Here is a 20760-nt window from a genome sequence, read left to right as displayed (position 1 = left end):
AGCATCAGTTTTTCTGCATGCCGTTGCAAGGCTTTCTGGTTCGAACGCGTCTTTGAAACCCGTTATAGATGGGCCAATGTGGTGCGGGACACCCTTAAGGTTAGGACAAGGAGAAAAGCGATGTCGGCAGAAAAAGTAGCGATTGTAACGGCAGGCGGCAGCGGCATGGGGGCTGCTGTGGCGAAACGTCTGGCCGCGGATGGCTACAAGCTCGCGATCCTGTCTTCTTCCGGCAAGGGAGAGGCGCTGGCGCAGGAGCTGGGCGGCATCGGCGTTACCGGCTCCAACCAGTCCAATGACGATCTCCAGCGGCTCACGGATCTGACGCTCGAAAAATTCGGCCGCATCGATGTGCTGGTCAACAGCGCCGGCCATGGCCCGCGCGCCTCCATTCTCGATATTACCGACGAGCAATGGCACACCGGCCTCGATGTCTACCTCATGAACGTCATCCGCCCGACGCGGATCGTTGCACCCGTCATGGTGAAACAGAAGGCGGGCGCCATCGTCAACATCTCGACCGCCTGGGCTTTCGAACCGAGCAGCATGTTCCCGACATCCGCCGTGTTCCGTGCCGGCCTTGCCTCCTACACCAAGATTTTCGCCGATACCTATGCGGCCGACAATGTGCGCATGAACAATGTCCTGCCCGGCTGGATCGACAGCCTGCCGGCGACGGAAGAACGCCGCGAGAGCGTGCCGATGCAGCGTTACGGCAAGAGCGAGGAAATCGCCGCCACCGTGGCATTCCTTGCCTCTGCTGGGGCCGGTTATATTACCGGTCAGAATATCCGCGTTGATGGCGGGCTGACGCGGTCTGTTTGACGGGTTGGCCTTTGCCACTCCTCATTTCTGTGACAAGCGCAGGAATGAGGAAATGTCAGCGGCTCAAAAAAACCGCTCTTTGCGCCGATAAAAGAAAACGCCCGCAACATCGTTGCGGGCGTCTTTTATTCAGGATGTGGCTTCTCTCAGAAAAAGCCCTTGCGCTGCCACCAGCCGCCCTTGCGGGGCTTGGGCTCGTCGCCATCGGCGGGAGTGGAGGAACCGGAAGAAGTGACCACCGGCTCCGAGCTCGAGACATTGCTGCCCCGGTTCGCGCGGACCTTTTCTTCCGTGGCCGGTGCTTCCGCTTCCGAAGCCAGATCGGCCGATGCCTCACCCGCTTCTTCAATGGCGACGTCCACCACGGTTTCCTCGACGATCACCGGCTCCACCGTTTCAACGGCTTCGGCCTTTGGCGCTTCCTCAGTTTCAGTCTTGGCCTTTGCCTTGCGGGTGCGGCGCGGCTTTTTCGGCACGTCCTCTTCAGCGACCTCGGCAACCGCACCTTCCACCACCTCGGCGGCGGTCGGCTCTTCGGTTACGGATGCTTCGGCGGAAGCCTCTTCGCTTTCATCTTCGGCTTCCGAGCCGGCGGCATCGAGAGCCTCGTCTTCCGCGCGGTTGCGACGTCCGCCGCGCTTGCCGCGACGGCGGCGCTTGCGCTTGCCGTCCTCTTCGGAGGTTACCGCTTCCGCTGCACCGTTTTCGGTTTCAGCATCGGCTTCATCGGTTTCGACGCCATCGTCGTCACCTTCGGCATCATCGCCTTCCGCATAGCCGGACTGGGCGTCGAGCACGCCGTTCTGCTCGCCCTGACCGCCCTTGCCGCGACGGCGGCGGCGACGCTTGCGCTTGCGCTTGCCTTCTTCGCCATTGTCGCCCTGCTGCTGCTGGCGTGGCTCGGAGGTCTGCGCCTTGACGATTTCTTCCTCGTCTTCGTCCTCTTCCACCTCGGCGACGAAATCGTCTTCCTCTTCCACGAAGTTCGGCAGCATCTGGATGAGGCTTTCGATCTTCACCGGATTTTCGACGGCTTCACCGCGATCGATGGCGAAATGCTGCGCGCCGACGCCGGCGTCAGCAGCGATGATGATCGACACGCCGAAGCGGCCTTCATAATCGACGATCGTGCCGCGCTTGTGGTTGAGCAGGTAGAGCGCCGTTTCCGGCGTGCAGCGCACCGTGATGTTGTGGGTGGTGTTGCGCAGCAGATATTCCTCGACGCCGCGCAGCACATGTAGCGCGATGGAGGATTCCGAGCGAACATGGCCCGTGCCGCCGCAATGCTGGCAGACCTGCGTGGTCGATTCCAGCACCGAAGCGCGGATGCGCTGGCGCGACATTTCCAGCAGGCCGAAATGCGAGATACGGCCGACCTGGATGCGGGCGCGGTCGTTTTTCAGGCAATCCTTGAGCTTCTTCTCGACAGCGCGGTTGTTGCGCTTTTCTTCCATGTCGATGAAGTCGATGACGACAAGGCCGGCAAGGTCGCGCAGGCGAAGCTGGCGCGCCACTTCTTCCGCCGCCTCGAGGTTAGTCGTCAGCGCGGTTTCCTCAATGGAATGCTCGCGGGTCGAACGGCCCGAGTTGACGTCGATGGAAACGAGAGCTTCCGTCTGGTTGATGATGAGATAGCCGCCCGACTTCAGCGTCACCTGCGGCTGCAGCATCCGGTCGAGCTGGGCTTCGATACCGGAGCGCGAGAAGATCGGGTGAATGTCGCGGTAAGGCTGAACCACCTTGGCGTGGCTCGGCATCAGCATCTTCATGAAGTCTTTGGCTTCACGGTAGCCGTCTTCGCCGGAAACGATGATCTCGCTGATATCCTTGTTGTAAAGGTCGCGGATCGAACGCTTGATGAGCGAGCCTTCCTCGTAAACGAGGCAGGGAGCCGTGGAATTCAGCGTCAGCGTGCGGACGTTTTCCCACAGACGCATCAGATATTCGAAGTCGCGCTTGATCTCGACGCGAGTGCGGTTGGCGCCGGCGGTGCGCAGGATGACGCCCATGCCCTGCGGCACTTCCAGATCGCGCGCGATTTCCTTCAGGCGCTTGCGGTCGGCCGGCTGGGTAATCTTGCGGGAAATACCGCCGCCACGCGCCGTATTCGGCATCAGAACGGAATAACGGCCGGCGAGCGACAGATAAGTGGTCAGCGCCGCGCCCTTATTGCCGCGTTCTTCCTTGGCTACCTGCACCAGAAGGATCTGGCGGCGCTTGATGACTTCCTGAATGCGATACTGCTTGCGCGGCTTGCGGGCGACGCGGTCCGGAACCTCTTCCATGGCGTCTTCGGCGCCGACGGATTCGATCACTTCCTTTTCGTGGTGATCGTCATCGTCGTCGTCATCATCGTCATTGCCGCGGCGAAGACCCTCGACTTCCTCCGAAATCGTGTCGGTATCGACCATGGCGGCCATTTCGCCGCCGGCGCTGCCATCGTCTTCAGAAGACGCTTCGGCAGCCTCGGCCGCTGCGGCTTCTTCTTCCGCCGTCTTCTTCTTGGCGCGGGGGCGACGGGTGCGCTTCTTCGGCTTTTCTTCCTCGGCGGGCGCTTCTTCGGCTACGGCCTCGACGGCCGCTTCTCCGGAAACCTCTTCCGCGGCAGGCGCAGTCTCTTCCACGACGACCGTTTCAATGGTTTCGCTGGCGGAAACAATGCCGACATCCGGTTGATCCACCTGCGAAAGGTCGATCATGGGGGCGCCGGGCTCCGGTGCGTCAGCGGATTCGAAATCGTCGCTGCGGCGATGATCCTCGGCTTCCGCTTTCAGGAGGGCCTGACGGTCGGCGAGCGGAATCTGGTAATAGTCCGGGTGGATTTCCGCAAAAGCGAGAAAGCCGTGGCGGTTTCCACCGTAATCGACGAAGGCCGCCTGAAGCGAGGGTTCAACCCGCGTGACCTTGGCAAGGTAGATATTGCCGCGAATCTGTTTCTTGTGCTCCGATTCGAAATCGAATTCTTCGATCCGGTTCCCACGGACAACGACTACGCGTGTCTCCTCTTCGTGGGAGGCGTCGATAAGCATTTTGTCTGCCATGTAAGCTGTGCTCCTCGGCGCAGCCTTGTTTTATACGAGAACAGGCCCGCCACACGGACGAGCCTTTCATATGAGTGCAAGGATGTGCCGGAAATGAAGTCTCCTGCCGGGCGTCTGTAAACTGGCAGCATCCGGACCGACGGCGAGGCGCTTGGCCTGCTCCTGGTATCCGGTTCATGTGAAAACTGCTGCGACATCATTGGCCAGGCGGAACGACAATAATATATAGACCCCTTGGGATCCGATGAATTTGCTCTCCTCAGAGCGGCGGTGGCAGCGCCACCGGGTAGGTCTCCGGCCACGGCCGGAATTGATCGAGTTTCAGGATAAATGTAACGACGGCAGATGATTGCCCGATTTGCAGCGCCAGCGTCTTTTTCGATTGGCAGCCGGCGGGCATCTATCCCGTCAACACTTTTAACCCTCATCCGTGTTGTATGTTTTCTCTGTCATAATAGCAATAGGCTGGCTAAATATGCCATATTATTGGTGGAATTTCCGGGTTAACAATTGGTTCACCAAGGCCTGCGATTGTGAGGCGCAAACGCGCAAACTATCGTACGGCGTGGTCGAAACGGCACTGTTGCCGGCGTTTTTCCTCGCCGTTTATCGAAAATGACTGAAATACGGAATTTCTTGAAGACCATGAATTTCACGCGCAACGCAGCGATATTCGGTGGGAGAGGGCGGCTTGGCGCGCGAATCGCGCGGCTTGCGGCGGCTCTGGCATTTTCCGTCGTCGCCTCTGTTTCCGCCGCGCCGGCAGCCCATGCCGTGGAGCCGCTCGTCGTTCATCAGGCGCGGATCATCGGCGATGAGGCGCGCACGCGCATCGTTCTCGACTTCGCCGAAGAGCCGGAATTCGACGTTCACTATCTCGATTCGCCCGCCCGCATCGTTGTGGACTTTCCGGCGGTGAATTTCAGCTTTCCCGCATCCGACCTGAAGCCGACCGGTCTTTTTTCGGATATCCGTTTCGGCAGCATGGGGCAGAACAGCGCTCGCATCGTGCTGACGGCGAAAAAGCCGGTTCAGGTGGCGGTTGCCGAAACCAAGAAGACCGATAACGGCCAATCTTTCCATTTCGTGCTCGATACGGAAATCACCACCAAGGGCAAGTTCGCGGAACTGGTGAAGGATCAGCAGTGGCAGGCGCCGGCCCCGGTGACGACTGCCGCGATCACGCCGGATGACAAGACGTCGCGGCCAGCGGAATTCGTCATCGCTGTCGATGCCGGCCATGGCGGCATCGATGCCGGCGCCACCGGCGGCACCACTGGCACCGAGGAAAAGGTCATTACGCTGACTTTCGCCAAGGAGCTTGCCGAGCGGCTGAACCGCGAACCCGGTATCAAGGCTTTCCTGACGCGCGATTCCGATACCTTTCTCGCCTTGTCGGAACGGGTGACCATTGCCCGCCAGAACAATGCCAACCTCTTTATCTCTCTTCATGCTGATACGTTGAAGCAAAAGGGCATCCGGGGAGCGACCGTCTATACATTGTCGGACCGGGCATCGGACCGGCAGGCGCAGGAACTGGCGGAGCGCGAAAACAAGTCCGACCAGATCGCGGGCGTCGCTGCCTCCAGCGAGCCGCCGGAAGTGGCCGATATTCTTCTTGATTTCACCCGCCGTGAAACGCAGGCCTTTTCGGTGACGCTGGCTGAAAACATCGTCTCCTCCTTTGAGGGGCAGGTGGGGCTCATCAACAATCCGCACCGTTACGCCGGTTTCATGGTGCTGCGCGCCCACGATGTGCCGTCGGTGCTGCTGGAACTCGGTTTCCTCTCCAATTCGGAAGACGAAAAGCTGCTTCTCGATGGGGAATGGCGCAAGAAGGTGGCCGATACGCTGGCAACCGCCGTTGGGCGATACCGCGCCAAGGCCATGGCAAATGGCGGCTGAGATGGCCGCCGGCGGAGCGGCAATGCTGTTGCCGCCCTGCCATTGACCGCCGAAAAGCTGTTCAATTCTTGGGTCTTGCGGACGATTACGAAGGCGAAGCCCTATTTTACTCACATTCGCCGCGTTACTCGGAAAGCGGATTCGGTGGCGATCCGCAAAGCGTCCGCAGCGCGATTGCGGGCGTGCCGCCCGGTAACATATCAGCGAATGCTGCCGTATCCGGCTTGTCATCGAAGGTATGGTGTGCAAAACGGCACGCGATATGCAAGGATGCGCCCGTATATCGTCGGGCGTTGATGGTTACGATTCGAATTATCGGTAGCTTGGTATGATCAGACTGATTGGATATTTTTTCGGCTTGGCCAGCGTGCTCTTCCTGTGCGCCGCCGCCGCCGGTGCGATTTATTTGCACGGCGTGACGAAGGACCTGCCGGATTATGCAGTTCTGAGCACCTATGAGCCGCCGGTAACGACCCGCGTGCATGCCGGCAACGGTGCGCTGATGGCGGAATATGCGCATGAAAAGCGCCTGTTCCTGCCGATCCAGGCCATACCCGACCGTGTGAAGGCGGCCTTCCTTTCGGCGGAAGACAAGAATTTCTACAACCATCCGGGTGTGGATGTCTTCGGCCTCGGCCGCGCCATTCTCGTCAATATCCAGAATTTCGGCTCCGGCCGCCGTCCGGTCGGCGCTTCCACCATCACCCAGCAGGTGGCGAAGAACTTTCTGCTCACCAACGACCAGACCATCGACCGCAAGCTCAAGGAAGCCATTCTGTCCTTCCGCATCGAGCAGACCTATTCCAAGGACAAGATTCTCGAGCTTTATCTCAACGAGATTTTCTTCGGCCTGAATTCCTACGGCATAGCCGGCGCGGCGCTCACCTATTTCAACAAATCGGTGACGGAACTGACGATTGCGGAAACAGCCTATCTCGCATCGCTGCCGAAGGGTCCGGCCAATTACCATCCTATCCGCCGCGAAAAGGCGGCTCTTGAGCGTCGCGACTGGGTGATCGACCGCATGGCCGAAAACGGCTACATCACGGTCGCCGACGCCACGGACGCCAAAAAGCAGCCGCTTGGCGTCAATCTGCGTCGCGGTGGCGCGCATATCTTCGCGTCTGACTACTTCGCGGAGGAAGTCCGCCGCCAGATCGTCGAGAAATACGGCGAGGAAGCGCTTCTCGAAGGCGGGCTCTCGGTCCGCACCTCTTTCGATCCGCAGATCCAGATGGAAGCCCGCAAGGCGCTTCAGGACGGTCTGGTGCAATATGATGAGCGTCGCGGTTTCCGCGGACCCGTCGAAAAGATCGAGACTGCGGGGGACTGGACGGCGGCGCTCGCCAAGGTCAAGGGCCTGCGCGACGTTCCGGAATGGAAAGTCGCTGTGGTCCTCGCTGTCGCTGCCGATGGCGTCGACATTGGCGTGCAGCCGGACACGGAAACGGAAGATGGCGACAAGCGCACGCGCGGCCACATCTCCGCTGAAAACATGCGCTGGGCTTTCCGCGATGCGACCGGCAAGAAGGCCACCGCCAAGTCGCCGGTTGGCGTCCTCTCCGCCGGTGACGTGGTTTATGCGCAGCCGCTTTCCAACTCTGGTAACGAATATCGCCTGCGCCAGCCGCCGAAAGTGCAGGGCGGCATGGTGGTGATGGACCCGCATACGGGCCGTGTTCTGGCCATGGTCGGCGGTTTCTCCTATGCGCAGTCGGAATTCAACCGCTCGACGCAGGCGATGCGCCAGCCGGGCTCCTCCTTCAAGCCGTTCATCTACGCGGCGGCGCTCGATAACGGCTATACGCCGGCGTCGGTCATTCTCGATGCGCCTATCGAGGTCGTTTCCGGCAATCAGGTGTGGAAGCCGCAGAATTACGGCGGCGGTTCCGCCGGCCCGTCGACCCTGCGTCTCGGTATCGAGAAATCCCGTAACCTCATGACGGTGCGTCTGGCGCAGGATATGGGCATGAATCTGGTCGCGGAATATGCCGAACGCTTCGGCATCTACGACAAGATGCCGCCGCTTCTGTCCATGTCGCTCGGTTCGGGTGAAACGACCGTGATGCGTATGGTCTCGGCCTATTCGGTCATCGCCAATGGCGGCAAGCAGATCAAGCCGACACTGATCGACCGCATTCAGGATCGCTACGGCAAGACGATCTTCCGGCATGAGGAGCGCGCCTGCGAAGGCTGCAACGCGACAAGCTGGCAGAACCAGGACGAACCCGTCATCGTTGACAATCGCGAACAGGTTCTCGACCCGATGACCGCCTATCAGACGACCTCGATGCTGGAAGGCGTCGTGCAGCGCGGCACTGCGGCGGGCAAGATCAAGGTCGACCTGCCGGTTGCCGGCAAGACGGGCACGACCAACGATGAAAAGGATGCCTGGTTCGTCGGTTACACGCCGGACATGGTCGCCGGCCTCTATATCGGTTTCGATTCGCCGGCGCCTCTCGGCCGTGGCGGCACGGGTGGCTCGCTGTCCGCGCCGATCTTCGGTGAGTTCATCTCCGATGCGGCCAAGCACATGGAGCCGAGCAAGTTCATCGTACCTGCCGGCATGAATTTCGTCGCCGTCAACCGCAAGACCGGCATGGCGGCGGTCGAGGGTGAGCCCGACACCATCATGGAAGCCTTCAAGCCCGGCACGGGTCCTGCTTCCACCTTCTCTGTCATCGGCGATGACGGATACATGTCGCAGGAAGACATTCTCAAGACCTCGCCGCAGGCGCAGCAGGCCATCACCGGCGGTGGCGGCGGTCTTTATTGATATCACTCCTGACGTTTGGCGGGGGCGCGGGTCTTTACATCCGCGCCCCCCGCATTTATTTGAGCAACGAGTTTCAATGAAGGTGAAGAACCAGCGAAATGCGCAATGAAATCGTGAACGTAGTCGACGAAATCAAGCAGGCCATAAGCCTGCTGAGGAGGCATCTTTGACTGGGACCAGGCGATAAGACGACTGGACTGGTTGAATAACAAGGCAGAGGACCCGACCCTCTGGAACGATGCCACTGAAGCCCAGAAGCTGATGCGCGAACGCCAGCAGCTGGATGACAGCATCAATGGCGTCAAGGCGCTCGAGCAGCAGCTCAAGGACAATATCGAGCTGATCGAACTCGGCGAGATGGAAGGTGATGACGAGATCGTCAAGGACGCCGAAGACGCATTGAAAGCGTTGAAGAGCGAGGCGAACCGCCGTCAGGTGGAAGCCATGCTTTCAGGCGAAGCCGATACCAACGATACCTATCTCGAAGTGCATTCGGGTGCCGGCGGCACGGAAAGCCAGGACTGGGCGAACATGCTTCTGCGCATGTATACCCGCTGGGCCGACCGCGAAGGTTTCAAGGTCGAGGTACTCGAAGTTCACGACGGCGAAGAAGCCGGCATCAAGTCCGCGACGATCCTCGTCAAGGGCCACAATGCCTTCGGCTGGCTGAAGACGGAATCGGGCGTGCATCGCCTCGTTCGTATTTCGCCCTATGACAGCAATGCGCGTCGCCACACATCGTTCTCTTCCGTCTGGGTTTACCCCGTCGTCGACGACTCGATCCAGATCGACATCAACGAGAGCGATTGCCGCATCGATACCTATCGTTCGTCCGGCGCGGGCGGCCAGCACGTCAACACCACCGACTCGGCGGTGCGTATCACGCATATTCCGACCGGTATAGCCGTTGCCTGCCAGCAGGAGCGTTCCCAGCACAAGAACCGCGCCAAGGCGTGGGACATGCTGCGCGCCCGCCTCTACGAGGTGGAGCTGCAGAAGCGGGAAGAGGCGGCCAATGCGCAGGCCGCATCCAAGACCGATATCGGCTGGGGCCACCAGATCCGTTCCTACGTTCTGCAGCCCTATCAGCTGGTCAAGGATCTGCGCACCGGCGTCGAAAGCACGGCGCCTAGCAACGTGCTCGACGGTGACCTGAACGAGTTCATGGAAGCCGCACTCGCCCACCGGATCAGCGGCGGCGCGGATGTGGAAGTCGCGGATATCGACTGACGCGCCAAGTGCGTTGGTTGAAAAAGATTACCCCTCGCAAACCCATTGCGAGGGGTTTTTCGTTGGAGGACAAGCATGAAACAGGCGCTCTATATCGTCGACGTCCAGCCAAGCTTCAATCCGCCGGCTGCGCTGGTGGCGGAAATATCCGCTCTCGCCCTGACAATGCCCAGCATCGCCACCGTCGAGCGCCATGACGAAAGCGTAACCCCCTTCGAGCGGCAACTCGGGTGGAAACCGGGCGGGGACGACGAGTCGCTTGTTGCGGCAGATCGCGTTTTCATCAAACACGGTTATGCGCCACCCCGGGAGGTCATCGACCATCTTCTGTCGCTGAAACTCGACAGGGTGCTGGTCTGCGGCATTCAGGCCGATACCTGCGTGCTGGCCGCTGGTTTTGCCCTCTTCGATGCGGGGCTGCATCCCACGCTATTGCCGTGGCTTACGGTGGGCTCCAGTCTCGACCGCAGCGGTGAACTCGGGGCGAGATTGTGGAAACATCATTTCGGTGCGGTTCTTGCCGGGCCGGAGGCGCTGCAAGCGTAACCTTGCCCGGCCCGCGCATCGGGCCGATCAGTTGGACGCTTTCTCGATCTTCATCTCGCCCAGCTCGTCGATCAGGATCGTCCAGCTTTCCGCTTCCTTGGCTATCGGGTCCGTCTTCAGGTAGACGGTCACGAACAGGCCGGGCGAGGCGGGTGCGCCATTCGAGCTTTCGGGGCGAATATCCGTGACATAGGATTTCATCTGGCTGAATTCTTCCAGCTCGATATTTTCCAGGAGATTCGGCCCATCGGCGGTAAAGACGATTCGCTGCAGGTAGATTTTCGCCGTGCCGTCGCCCTGGCGGATGGCGATGACCTTGTAATAGCCGCGCGTGGGCGAGGCAGGCGGCGGCCGCAACTGCCCGTCGGGGCCTTTCACCGGCTCAAGATTGCGATCTTCCCACATGCCGCTGCTGACGACGAAGATTGCTGAGACCGGCAGCGCGTCTATCGCTTCCGTCTGCGCCCGCGCGGGAAGCACGGCGGCGGCGAAAAGAAAGGCAGCGAGGATAGGTCTTGTCAGTTGCATGGCCATTGTCGATTGTGGGCGTCAATTGTTGAACTGTTCGGCGAGAACCCGGTCCGACCATGAACGATCCGGATCCGAGAGAATTCTTGCCGTCCTGTCCTGCGATTGTGCGATCCGAACGTGACGAACGGATTTCACCTCGGTGTGATCGGCCACCGCATTCACAGGGCGCTTGTCGCGTTCGAGAACATGAATATCGACCGTTACCTTATTCGGCAAAAGCGCGCCGCGCCAGCGCCGCGGCCGGAAAGCACTGACCGGGGTGAGCGCAAGCAGCGGCGATTCCAGCGGCAGGATGGGTCCATGGGCGGAGAAATTGTAGGCTGTCGACCCTGCCGGCGTCGCCACCATCATGCCGTCGCAGATCAATTCTTCCAGCCGCACCTTGCCGTCCACCTCCACACGAAGCTTGGCGGCCTGATGCGACTGGCGAAACAGGCTGACCTCGTTCATGGCAAGTGCCGTGAATTCGTCGCCGTCGGAATCCGTCGTCGTCATGCGCAGGGGATGGAAATCGTTGCCGCTCGCCACCGCAATGCGCTCCAGCAGGCCGTCCACCCGGTAGTCATTCATCAGGAAGCCGACGGACCCCCGGTTCATGCCATAGACCCGCTTGCCGGAATTCATCGTCTCGTTGAGAATCTGCAGCATGAAGCCGTCGCCGCCGAGCGCGACGATGACTTCCGCCTCTTCGAATGGCGTATCGCCGTACATGCCTTTCAGCTCTTTCAGCGCCGTCTGGGCCTCCTCGGTTGCGGAGGCGACGAAGGACAGTGAATAGGTAGAATGCGACATCCGCTTCCCTCGACAACGCGCAGACCGGAACCCGTCCACGCAAGGCGCTGTAACCCGTTGAAGCGGCTCGAAATCTTTAAACCTCAACAGGAAGGTCGATAACAAGCCGCCAGACGCACCCTTGGTACATGAAGACGGCGGCTGGCGACAAGGCCTTTCGAAGACGCAGGCGTTCCCTGACGGCGGACCGCGCCGCTCCGGTCCACAGCTTCTTGATTTGCGCCCGCCGACAAGGGTTGCGATGCGGGACGGCCTGATGCAGTTTGCCAGGGCAGTCGGAATGACGAGTGGCAGGAGACGGATGTGGCGCTGAACTACGATATCTACGATGTCTTTACCGAGACGAAAATGGCGGGAAACCCGCTGGCCGTCATGTATGACGCCGATGACCTTCCCCAGGCCACGATGCAGGCGATCGCGCGGGAGATGAACCTCTCCGAGACGGTTTTCGTCAACCGGTCCAGCAATCCGGCCCATGCGGCTTCGCTGCGCATCTTCACGCCATCGGGTGAATTGCCCTTCGCAGGCCATCCGACAGTTGGCGCTGCGGTGGCCATTGCCGAACGAAATCGCGGCGAGGGCGATGACGATATCGATATGGTCTGCGTGCTGGAAGAGCAGGTGGGTCCGGTGCGTTGCGCGGTGAAGATGCGTGCCGGCGCGGTCAGCTTTGCGGAATTCGACCTGCCGCGCAAATCGTCCCGCGTGGAACTACCGCTCGATCACACCGCACTTGCCGATGCGTTGGGCGTCAGCGAGGCGCATCTCGGCTTTGAAAACCATGTACCGTCGATCTGGACGGCCGGGGTGCCGTTCCTCATCGTCCCGCTGCACAATATCGCCGCCATCAGGGACATGGATTTCGATGCGAATCTTTGGCTGCGCACGGCGCCGCTGGTCGAAGGACGCCTGACGGCGGCCTATATCTACTGTCGCGGCGGCGTCAATCACGCTGCGAAGTTCCACGCCCGCATGTTCTCTCCGGATATGGGCATTTCGGAAGACCCCGCCACCGGTTCCGCCGCCGCTGCCCTTTCCGGCGCCATCCACCACTTCGATGGCCTGACCGACGGCCATTATCCGATGCTGATCGAGCAGGGCGTGGAGATGGAACGACCATCCCATATCCACCTGCGTATGGACGTCAAGGACGGCGAAATCGCCCGCGCCCGCATCGGCGGCCACGCGGTGCGCGTTGCTTCGGGCACGTTCGAGATTTGATTTCAGCGTCACCCGCTCAGTTCGATGTCTTCGAGGAGCGATGAAACAGCGAGCAGAGCCAAAAGAAAAACCCCGGTCTTGACCGGGGTTTTGTCATTTCAGCGTCAATCGGCTCAGTTGAACCGGCCCGCCGCATGGGCAAGCATCGTATAGACTTTGCCGGTATCGGAGGTGAGGTAGGACTGTGTCACGGTCCGGTCGCGGTCGGTGCGGGCCACGTCGGCGAGCAGCTTCTCGAAATCGGTGATGTAGCGGTCCACGGCGGTGCGGAATTCCGCTTCCCGCTCATATTTGCGCTTGATTTCGTCGAAGGTGGTCTGGCCCTTCAGTGTATAGAGGCGACGGGTGAAGACGTCGCGCTCGCCGCGCTGGTAGCGCCGCCACAGCTCCACGGAAGCATCGTGATCGATGGCGCGGGCGATATCGACCGAGAGCGAGTTCAGCGATTCCACCATGTGGCGCGGATTGCGGGTGTCGGCCGCACGGGTCGGCTGCTGTTCCGCGCCGGCGCGTGGTGCGGATGCCGTTGGCGTTTCCTGCGATGCGCCGCGCAGCAAATCGCTGATCCAGCCGCCGCCTTCTTCGCGGCGTCCGGCCGGAGCACCCGGCTGGGCCGGTGCAGGCGTCTGACGGTTCTCGACCTGACGGTTCTCAAGCGGCAGGGTGCCGCGCAATGCGGCCGGTGCGGGAGCAGGCTGCGGCTGGGCCGGGCGCTGCTGCTGAACCGGAGCCGGAGCTGCCGGCTGCGAACGCGTCTCGACACGGCGCTCGGCCGCCGGCTGGGTTGCGGCGATGGCGCGGGCAACCGGTTCGGAGACTTCCATCTGGTGGGTCGAACGACCAACGAGCTGGGAAATATCCTGCAGGGCCTTGATCTGTTCGGAAACGGCGCGACGCATGGCGGCAGCGCTTTCCTTGGCTTCTTCCGGCAGGTCGAAGGCGCCGCGCTTCAGTTCCGCACGGGTCGCATCCAGTTCGCGGCGGATATCGTGGCTCGAGCGGCGGATTTCGTCCGTTGCGCCGGCGAAGCGGCTGACGGCTTCTTCCACGGCCTGACGCAGCGTCTCCTTGAGGCTGGCTGCGGCGGCATTCGATTTTTCCGAGGCGCTGCCGAGAAGATTGTCGACTTCCGAAAGCGAGGATTCGACACCGCCACGCAGGCGGTTGACCAGCTCGTCGGAATATTTCTGCGCGTCGGACAGCGTGCTTTCGATCGAGCGGCTGGCATCCTGACCGGCGGAGAGCAGGGCACCCCGCATGGTCTGTGCCGCCGAGCGGGCGCGCTGTTCGGTCTCATCGAGTGAACGGCCGATATCGGAGAAGGAGGCCTGCAGATTGTCGCGCAGATTGCCGGCGACGTTCTGCGAGCGCTCCTCTGCCTCGTTGAGCGTGGTTTCCACCACGCTGATGACATTGCGCATGGCGCTTTCGATTTCCTCGGAACGCTTGACGAGGCCGACGGACAGGCTGCGCAGCGCGTCCTGACGCTCCTCCAGCGTGCCGACGAGGCTCGACTGTGCGGCATTGAGAAGCTCGGAAGCCTGGCTCAACACCTTCGAATGTTCCTCGAAACGGCCGACGATGCCGGCAACCTGCGCCAGCGTCTGGCCGGAAATATTCGACAGGCGGTCGATCTTTCCTTCGAGCAGACGGCTGGAGCTGGACACCATGTCGGCGGCCTGCGAGGCGGATTCGGAGAAGCGGGTCGCCGAGGCGTTCAATGCCTCGTCTGCCGCGCCGAAGCCCTGTGCGGCGCGCTCGACAGCGGAGTTGAAGTTGGTTGCCGACTGTTCGACGATCTCCGCCATGCTGTTATGGGTCTGCGACAGCATATCCGTGCTCTGGCGGGTGGCGGCCACCAGCTTGTTGGCCGCATCGCTGCCGGCCCGGGCATATTTGTCGATGCCCTGTTCGACGGCGTCCGCCATGGCCGTATGCGTTTCGGACAGCATGTCGGTGCTCTGGCGGGTTGCCGCGACGAGCTTGCTTGCCGCATCCGTACCGGCAGCGGCATAATCGCTGATCGCCTGTTCCACCATGCCGACCATGCCGCTGTTGCTCTGCGACAGAAGGTCTGCGCTTTGCTGGGCTGCGGAAACGATCTTTTCGGCGGCTTCGCGGCCGATGGTGGCGTATTCGTCGACCACAGGCTTGGCTTTCTCCTCGATCAGGCGCGAAAGCTCGGCGGAGCGGCTGGCCAGCATCGAGTTGAGTTCGCGGGTGCGGTTGTCCAGCGCCGAGCGGATGGATTCGCCGCGCGCGTTGAGGGCGGATTCGACACCGGTGAGTGTCTCGGAAATGACGCCGACCTGAGAGCGAACGACGGCTTCAGCCTCGGCAACCTTGTTGACGATGATGTTGCCCGCCTCGGAGAAGGTCTGGGCCACGGCGGCGGCCTGACCGGAGAGGCGCGTCTGCGCATCGGAAATGCGATTGACGATTTCTCCCGACTTTTCTTCGATTGCTTTGGTGAAGGCTTCGTTCTGTGCCTGCACCTGTTCTGCAAATTCCGAGCCGGATTTCGAGAGCAGGGCAGAAGAGCGGGCGGCTTCGTCGCCGATGCTCTGGGTAGCCGAGGTGACCGCGCCGCGCAGGCTCATTGCAAGATCAGTCGCCTTGCCTTCGATGGTGCGGTTGACGTTTTCGAGACCGATGGTCAACGCCCTGTCCATGGTGCCGAGACGCTCGTCGATACGGGCCGTGCCGGTATCGAAGGTTTCGGCCAGGCGGCTGGTCCGGTTTTCGAACGTGTCTGCGACACGCGTGGTCTGTTCGTCCAGAATGCCCGTGATACGCTCGGCCGCCTCGTCGCTGGCGCGGGCGAACACGGCTGTCTTGTCTTCCAGCGCTTCGGCAAAGCGGCGGCCGGCGTCGTCAATAGAGCTATTGACGTTGGCGAGATCGCCGCCGACGCGGGTCTGGAGCGCGTCGAGCGAGGTCTCGATACGGGCGCCAGTCTCGTCCAGACGGGTGGTGACGTTGCCGATCGAGGTCTCGATTTTCGAGGACAGGGCATCCGTCGCACCGCCGATTTCGCGGGCAGCCTCGCCGATCTTGACGGCGATGTCGCCGGCGCTGTTGCGCAGGCGCTCTTCCAGCGTCTGCGCACTGCCGTCGATCGCCTTCTGCAGCGCTTCCTGCTGGGTTTCGAGCGACAGTTCGAGCATGCTGGCGCTGGAGGCGACCGTGGTGCCGATCATCATCGCCTGTTCGGAGAGCATGTCGCCCATCTGGGTCGTGGCAGAGCTGAGCGTCGCGGCAAGATCCGCCTGGCGCTGATCGAGCGCGGTGCGAATATCCTCATGCGATTGCGACAGATTGCTTTCGAGGCGGGACACACCTTCTTCTACCGTCTGGGCAAAACGGGTACTGCCGTCTTCAACGACACTTTCGATGCGGTTGGCCGCACCCGAGACGCTCTGCTCGATCAGGCCGCTATTGCGCTCCAGCGATCCGGCAATGCGTTCAGCCTGCGAACCGAGCATGGTTTCGAGCCGCTCATGGCCGCTGGCAAGTGCGTTTTCAAGCGTGAATGCGGTGGCTTCGAGACGCTGGCCGACGCCGGCCGCCGCAAGCGAAAGCGACGATGCTCTGGCATCCATAGCCTCGGCAATACGGTCCTCGACGCCGGAAATCGCCATGTCGAGCGCCATGGTGCGGCTGTCGAGCGCGTCTGCGATGCGCTCCTCCGCACCGGAGACGATGCCCGAGAGGGCCGCAGTACGGCTATCGAGTGCGCCGGCAATGCGGTCTTCGACACCCGAAACGGCATTCTGCAGCGCTGCGGTGCGACCGTCGAGAATATCGGCGATCTTTTCCTCGACACCGGAGAAGCTCATATCGAGCGCCATGGTGCGGCTGTCGAGCACGTCGGTGATCCGCTCTTCCGCGCCGGAAACGACGGTCTTCAGCGACTCGGTTCGGCTGTCGAGCGCGCCGGCAATACGGGTCTCGGCGCCAGCCACCAGTTCGCCAAGGGCTGCCGTGCGGGTGTCGAGCGCTTCGGCGATTTTTTCTTCCGCGCCGGAGAATGCCATGTCGAGCGCCATGGTACGGCTGTCGAGCGCATCGGCGATGCGTTCTTCGGCACCGGAGACAACGGCGTTGAGGGCTGCGGTGCGGCCATCCAGCGTTTCCGCGATGCGGGTTTCGGCACCGGCGACCACGTCTCCGAAGGTTGCCGTGCGGCTGTCGAGCGCGCCGGCAATCTTTTCCTCAGCACTTGCGACAATGCCGCTGAGGGCAGAGGTGCGGTTGTCGAGCGTCTCGGAAAGTCTTTCCTCGACATTGGCAAAGGTCATGTCGAGCGACAGCGTACGGCTGTCCATCGTGTCGGCAATGCGTTCCTCGACGCCGGAAATGGCGCTGGAAAGAGCGGCCGTGCGACCGTCGAGCGTATCGGCGATACGGCTTTCCGCACCGGCGACGACGTCATGCAGGGCAGCCGTGCGGCTTTCCAGCGTGTCAGAAATGCGGTCTTCGATGCCGGAAACCGCGCCGGTGATGGCGGCGGCCCGGGTTTCGAGCGTTTCTGCAAGACGGCGCTCGACATCGGCGACGACGTTGTTGATCGCGGCGGCACGTTCGTCGAGCATGGCGGCGAGACGTTCGGCCGTGCCGGAGACGGAGCCGGTAATCGCCATCGAACGGCTGGCGAGCGCTTCGTCGAAACGGTTCTGGCTGGCCGAAAGCGCGCCGAACAGGGCATTGCTGCGTTCGGCCAGCACGGCGTCGATCTTCTCGTGCGAACTGGTGAAGGCATCGGTGATTTCGGCGGTACGCTGGCCGATTGCCTCGCTGAAGGCCTGGGTCCGGCTTTCAAGCGCACTTTCCAGCATTTCCTGACCCGTGCCCAGCGCGGTTGCGAGCGCCAGCGACTGGTCGGTCATGGTGGTGCCGATGCGCTCCAGACCGGCGCTCAGCATGGTGTCGAGCGCTTCGGAGCCGCCGGCAACGGTCTCGTTGATGCGGGCGAGGCTTTCCATCAGCTTGCTGTCGAGGCTGCCGGCGCGCTGGTCGAAGGCGCTGGCGAACTGCGCGACATGCTCGTCGAAGGCAGAGTTGACCTGGCCGACCGTCGCCTGCATCCGCTCCTCGTAGAGGCCGGAGCGAAGGTCGAGATCCATGATCGCATCGTCCGCCGTGCTCTGCAGGCTCTGGCGGAAGGAGAGACCCTTTTCCTCAAGCGTCGTGGACAGCTTGTCGAGAACGGTATCCAGCGAACCGCCGATGATCTGCTGGCCGCGGTCGATATTGCGGTTGAGTTCGAGCGTGCGCGTGGACAGCGTTTCGTTGAGCTGGCGGGTGCGCTCTTCAAGCGCGCTGTTGAGGCTTTCCGCACCGCTATCCAGCGTCGATGCATGGATTGCGAAACGCTCGAGCAGAACTTCACCGCGCTCATCCAGCGTCGAGGTGAGGTTGTGCAGGCGCATGTCGAATTCGTTGGACAGCGTCGCGCCGGAGGAATTCAGCGCCTGAAGCAGATTTTCGGTCTTGGCGGCGATCAGGCTGCCCATCGCTTCGGTCGAGGCGCGCGATTTTTCCAAAAGCGCGGCCGAGCGGGTGTCGATCATCGAGGCGAAGGCCTCGCCGGTCGTGGCGATCCGCATCGAAAGCTCTTCACCGACGATGGAAAGCTCTTCCTTGATCTGTTCCTGCGCGCCGACGATGGAGGAGCGGATACGCTCGGCGTGATTGACGATGGCGTCTCGCTCGGCGGTCAGTTCCTGCACGAGGCTGCGCACGCGCAGTTCATTGTCGGCATAGCTGCGCTCAAGCGCGTTGACTTCGGAATGCACGAGGGTTTCGAGTTCCGTCGCGCGGGCGATTGTGCGCTCGATACCGTCATTCATGGCCGAAACTTCACGGCGAACCGCCTGGCCGACGGACATGATGCGATCGGACGCGACCGTTTCCGGCTCGGCAAGGCGAAGGGCGACTTCGGCCATGGAGCGGGCGGCGTTGCGCAGATCGCGGGCGCGCGCCATCATGATCGCAAAGGCGAAGAACAGCATGATGGGAACGAGGATGCCAACGACGATCGCCATCAGGCCGGGGATCGCGGTGAGATCGGCCAGCGAGGCGATGTTCCACAGCGCGTTGCCATAAAGAAGATGAGCGATGCCAAGGCCGCCGAGCGCCCAGATGACCGACATGATCGTGGCGTTGCGCAGCGCGCCGCCGATGGAGCCGCCTTCCAGCGATTTCAGGATCATGGCCGGGCTGCGCTTGGAGCCGTCATTGGCCGCTTCGAGATTGGGCGATCTGGGCGTCTGTTCGGCGGGCGCGCGGGCGGCCTCGGGAGCAGGGGTCTGTCTGCTTGCTTCCTTCAATCTGGCCTCCGGCTGCTTCGGCGCTGCAGTTTTCCGCGTCTCCGGCTTTTCTTCGAAAGCGCCAAGCTGCAGGGCGTCTTCCAACGCCTGAAATGCAGTCTCGTCGACAGAGTCGCTGATCTTGTTATTCGCCATGCGGTTACGCCTCGTTACACATACGCCCGGCTTCATGCCGTTGACCACTTGCGTTCCGCAAGCGGACTGCCGCCATCATGCCAGCGGAACATTATCCCTTGAAGAGAGAACAATTCCGCCATTTACCAAATCCCGAATTGCTGGTGGTCCAGCTTTCGGGCGAAATTACATCACTGTGCCGCAATAACAAAGCTTGAGCTTAAGCCTCGTGGGAACGGCAGTACCGTAGTGACACATTTAGGTGTTCGAAACAATTAATGCGGATTTGCGGCGGTGGCGAAGTGTCGGCTTTTTAACAGTTTTTAAACCTGAGTTTCACGCTGAACGCCTTGTTTCGCATAAGTTTAACATAAATTAACCATAGCAGAAGATTTTCGCCTGCGTCACGCCGTAATTTAAGCCGATAGCAGCGGCCCGGATGCGTGAATACGACACAGATGTGACACGAAACAGGAAACGGCGAGACAGGAATTTCAGCTATGGCAGCGGTCAGTATTGCTTTCGAAGCTCCCGACAATTGCGGCGGTGCGCCCGCCGCCGGTAAAAAACCGATCGATTTCGATCATCTCGCCCGGCAGACGATGGGCGACAAGGATCTGGAGATCGAAGTGCTGCAACTCTTCAGCCGCAACGCCCGCGCCGCCCTGCATGAAATGGCAGGCGCCGACGACAAGGCCGTCATGGCAACGGCCCATCGCTTGAAGGGGTCTGCACAGGCCGTCGGCGCCTCGGCCGTTTCCGCGGCCGCAGCCGTGGTGGAAGACAAGGGCAATGACAGCGCGGCGATAGCAAAACTCGCGGCGACCATCGTCGAGGCCGAAAATTTCATCCTCAAGCTCTGCCGCTGAGGCGCAACATATCGAATTTGGCATTTTGCAAGGCCGGTTGCGTCTGTGCGCCCTTGAAGCGGGTTGCCAAGGCGGATCGGCCTTTCTATGTGTTTAGAACAGTTCTTAGATCACATTTTGGATTTCCGGCATGACAAAACTGACCATCGTTGCCTTTGATGGCACGCCCCATGAACTCGACGTGAGCAATGGCTCCACCGTCATGGAGAATGCGGTGCGCAACTCCATTCCCGGCATCGATGCCGAATGCGGCGGCGCCTGTGCCTGTGCGACCTGTCATGTCTATGTCGACGACGCCTGGGCCGAGCGCGTCGGCGGCCCGGAACCGATGGAAGAGGACATGCTGGACTTCGCCTTCGACGTGCGCCCCACCTCTCGCCTTTCCTGTCAGATCAAGATGAACGACGAGCTCGATGGTCTCGTCGTTCATGTTCCCGAACGTCAGGGCTGACATCTTTCGTCATTGCTAAACGCAGAAAAAGCCCCGCTCACCTGGTAGCGGGGAGCGGGGCGAGGCGGGTACGCAGCATGCAGGCGAGGGAGGAAACACCTGCGAGCCCTCAAGTGCGCACCGGGAG

General features: G+C 61.3%; 12 protein-coding genes. 8 read left to right on the top strand and 4 right to left on the bottom strand.

The annotated features are described in order from the left end of the window. Positions 1-120 precede the first annotated feature (120 nt). Entirely contained in the window at positions 121-825 is a 705-nt protein-coding gene (locus tag F3H58_RS05000; protein ID WP_149741438.1) for an SDR family oxidoreductase, read from the top strand. 146 nt (positions 826-971) lie between these two features. On the opposite strand, the gene F3H58_RS04995 is transcribed toward F3H58_RS05000, so the two are convergent. Continuing rightward, complete coding sequence (locus F3H58_RS04995; protein WP_149741437.1) at positions 972-3866, bottom strand: Rne/Rng family ribonuclease; 2895 nt, start codon at positions 3864-3866, stop codon at positions 972-974. A 645-nt stretch (positions 3867-4511) separates the two neighbouring features. On the opposite strand from F3H58_RS04995, the gene F3H58_RS04985 reads away from it, so the two are divergent. From F3H58_RS04985 to F3H58_RS04970, 4 genes are all read left to right on the top strand, one after another. Beyond that, positions 4512-5771, top strand: a complete 1260-nt coding sequence (locus tag F3H58_RS04985; protein WP_149741635.1) for an N-acetylmuramoyl-L-alanine amidase — start codon at positions 4512-4514, stop codon at positions 5769-5771. A gap of 328 nt (positions 5772-6099) precedes the next feature. After that, complete coding sequence (locus tag F3H58_RS04980; RefSeq protein WP_065653947.1) at positions 6100-8547, top strand: penicillin-binding protein 1A; 2448 nt, start codon at positions 6100-6102, stop codon at positions 8545-8547. 98 nt (positions 8548-8645) lie between these two features. After that, a protein-coding gene (gene prfB / locus F3H58_RS04975) for a peptide chain release factor 2 (RefSeq protein WP_173999815.1) occupies positions 8646-9777 on the top strand; the annotation gives its coding sequence in 2 pieces (ribosomal slippage) (positions 8646-8714 and positions 8716-9777; 1131 coding nt in all). A 75-nt stretch (positions 9778-9852) separates the two neighbouring features. Next, positions 9853-10323, top strand: coding sequence for a cysteine hydrolase family protein (locus F3H58_RS04970; protein WP_149741436.1), 471 nt, complete (start codon positions 9853-9855; stop codon positions 10321-10323). A 27-nt stretch (positions 10324-10350) separates the two neighbouring features. Here F3H58_RS04970 and F3H58_RS04965 read toward each other — a convergent pair whose 3' ends face one another. Then, positions 10351-10851, bottom strand: coding sequence for a hypothetical protein (locus F3H58_RS04965; protein WP_003521438.1), 501 nt, complete (start codon positions 10849-10851; stop codon positions 10351-10353). Between the two features lie 21 nt (positions 10852-10872). After that, positions 10873-11646: an NAD kinase gene (locus F3H58_RS04960; protein WP_003521437.1), complete on the bottom strand. Its 774-nt coding sequence runs from the start codon at positions 11644-11646 to the stop codon at positions 10873-10875. A 303-nt stretch (positions 11647-11949) separates the two neighbouring features. Between F3H58_RS04960 and F3H58_RS04955 the strand changes: the two genes are divergently transcribed. Next, positions 11950-12867 (top strand): PhzF family phenazine biosynthesis protein, encoded by a 918-nt coding sequence (locus tag F3H58_RS04955; RefSeq protein WP_149741435.1) that lies wholly within the window; start codon positions 11950-11952, stop codon positions 12865-12867. Between the two features lie 113 nt (positions 12868-12980). Here F3H58_RS04955 and F3H58_RS04950 read toward each other — a convergent pair whose 3' ends face one another. Next, positions 12981-19334, bottom strand: a complete 6354-nt coding sequence (locus tag F3H58_RS04950; RefSeq protein WP_149741434.1) for an apolipoprotein A-IV repeat region-like domain-containing protein — start codon at positions 19332-19334, stop codon at positions 12981-12983. A 479-nt stretch (positions 19335-19813) separates the two neighbouring features. Between F3H58_RS04950 and F3H58_RS04945 the strand changes: the two genes are divergently transcribed. Further along, on the top strand, positions 19814-20182 hold the full coding sequence (locus tag F3H58_RS04945) for an Hpt domain-containing protein (RefSeq protein ID WP_020810827.1): 369 nt from the start codon (positions 19814-19816) through the stop codon (positions 20180-20182). Positions 20183-20312: 130 nt separating this feature from the next. Then, complete coding sequence (locus tag F3H58_RS04940; protein ID WP_003502527.1) at positions 20313-20633, top strand: 2Fe-2S iron-sulfur cluster-binding protein; 321 nt, start codon at positions 20313-20315, stop codon at positions 20631-20633. The last annotated feature ends 127 nt before the right edge of the window (positions 20634-20760 follow it).

This window comes from Rhizobium sp. NFACC06-2, from assembly GCF_900101425.1.
Taxonomy (GTDB): domain Bacteria; phylum Pseudomonadota; class Alphaproteobacteria; order Rhizobiales; family Rhizobiaceae; genus Agrobacterium; species Agrobacterium leguminum.
Note: the sequence above shows the minus strand (reverse complement) of the source record. Positions and strands in the feature narration are given on the sequence as shown.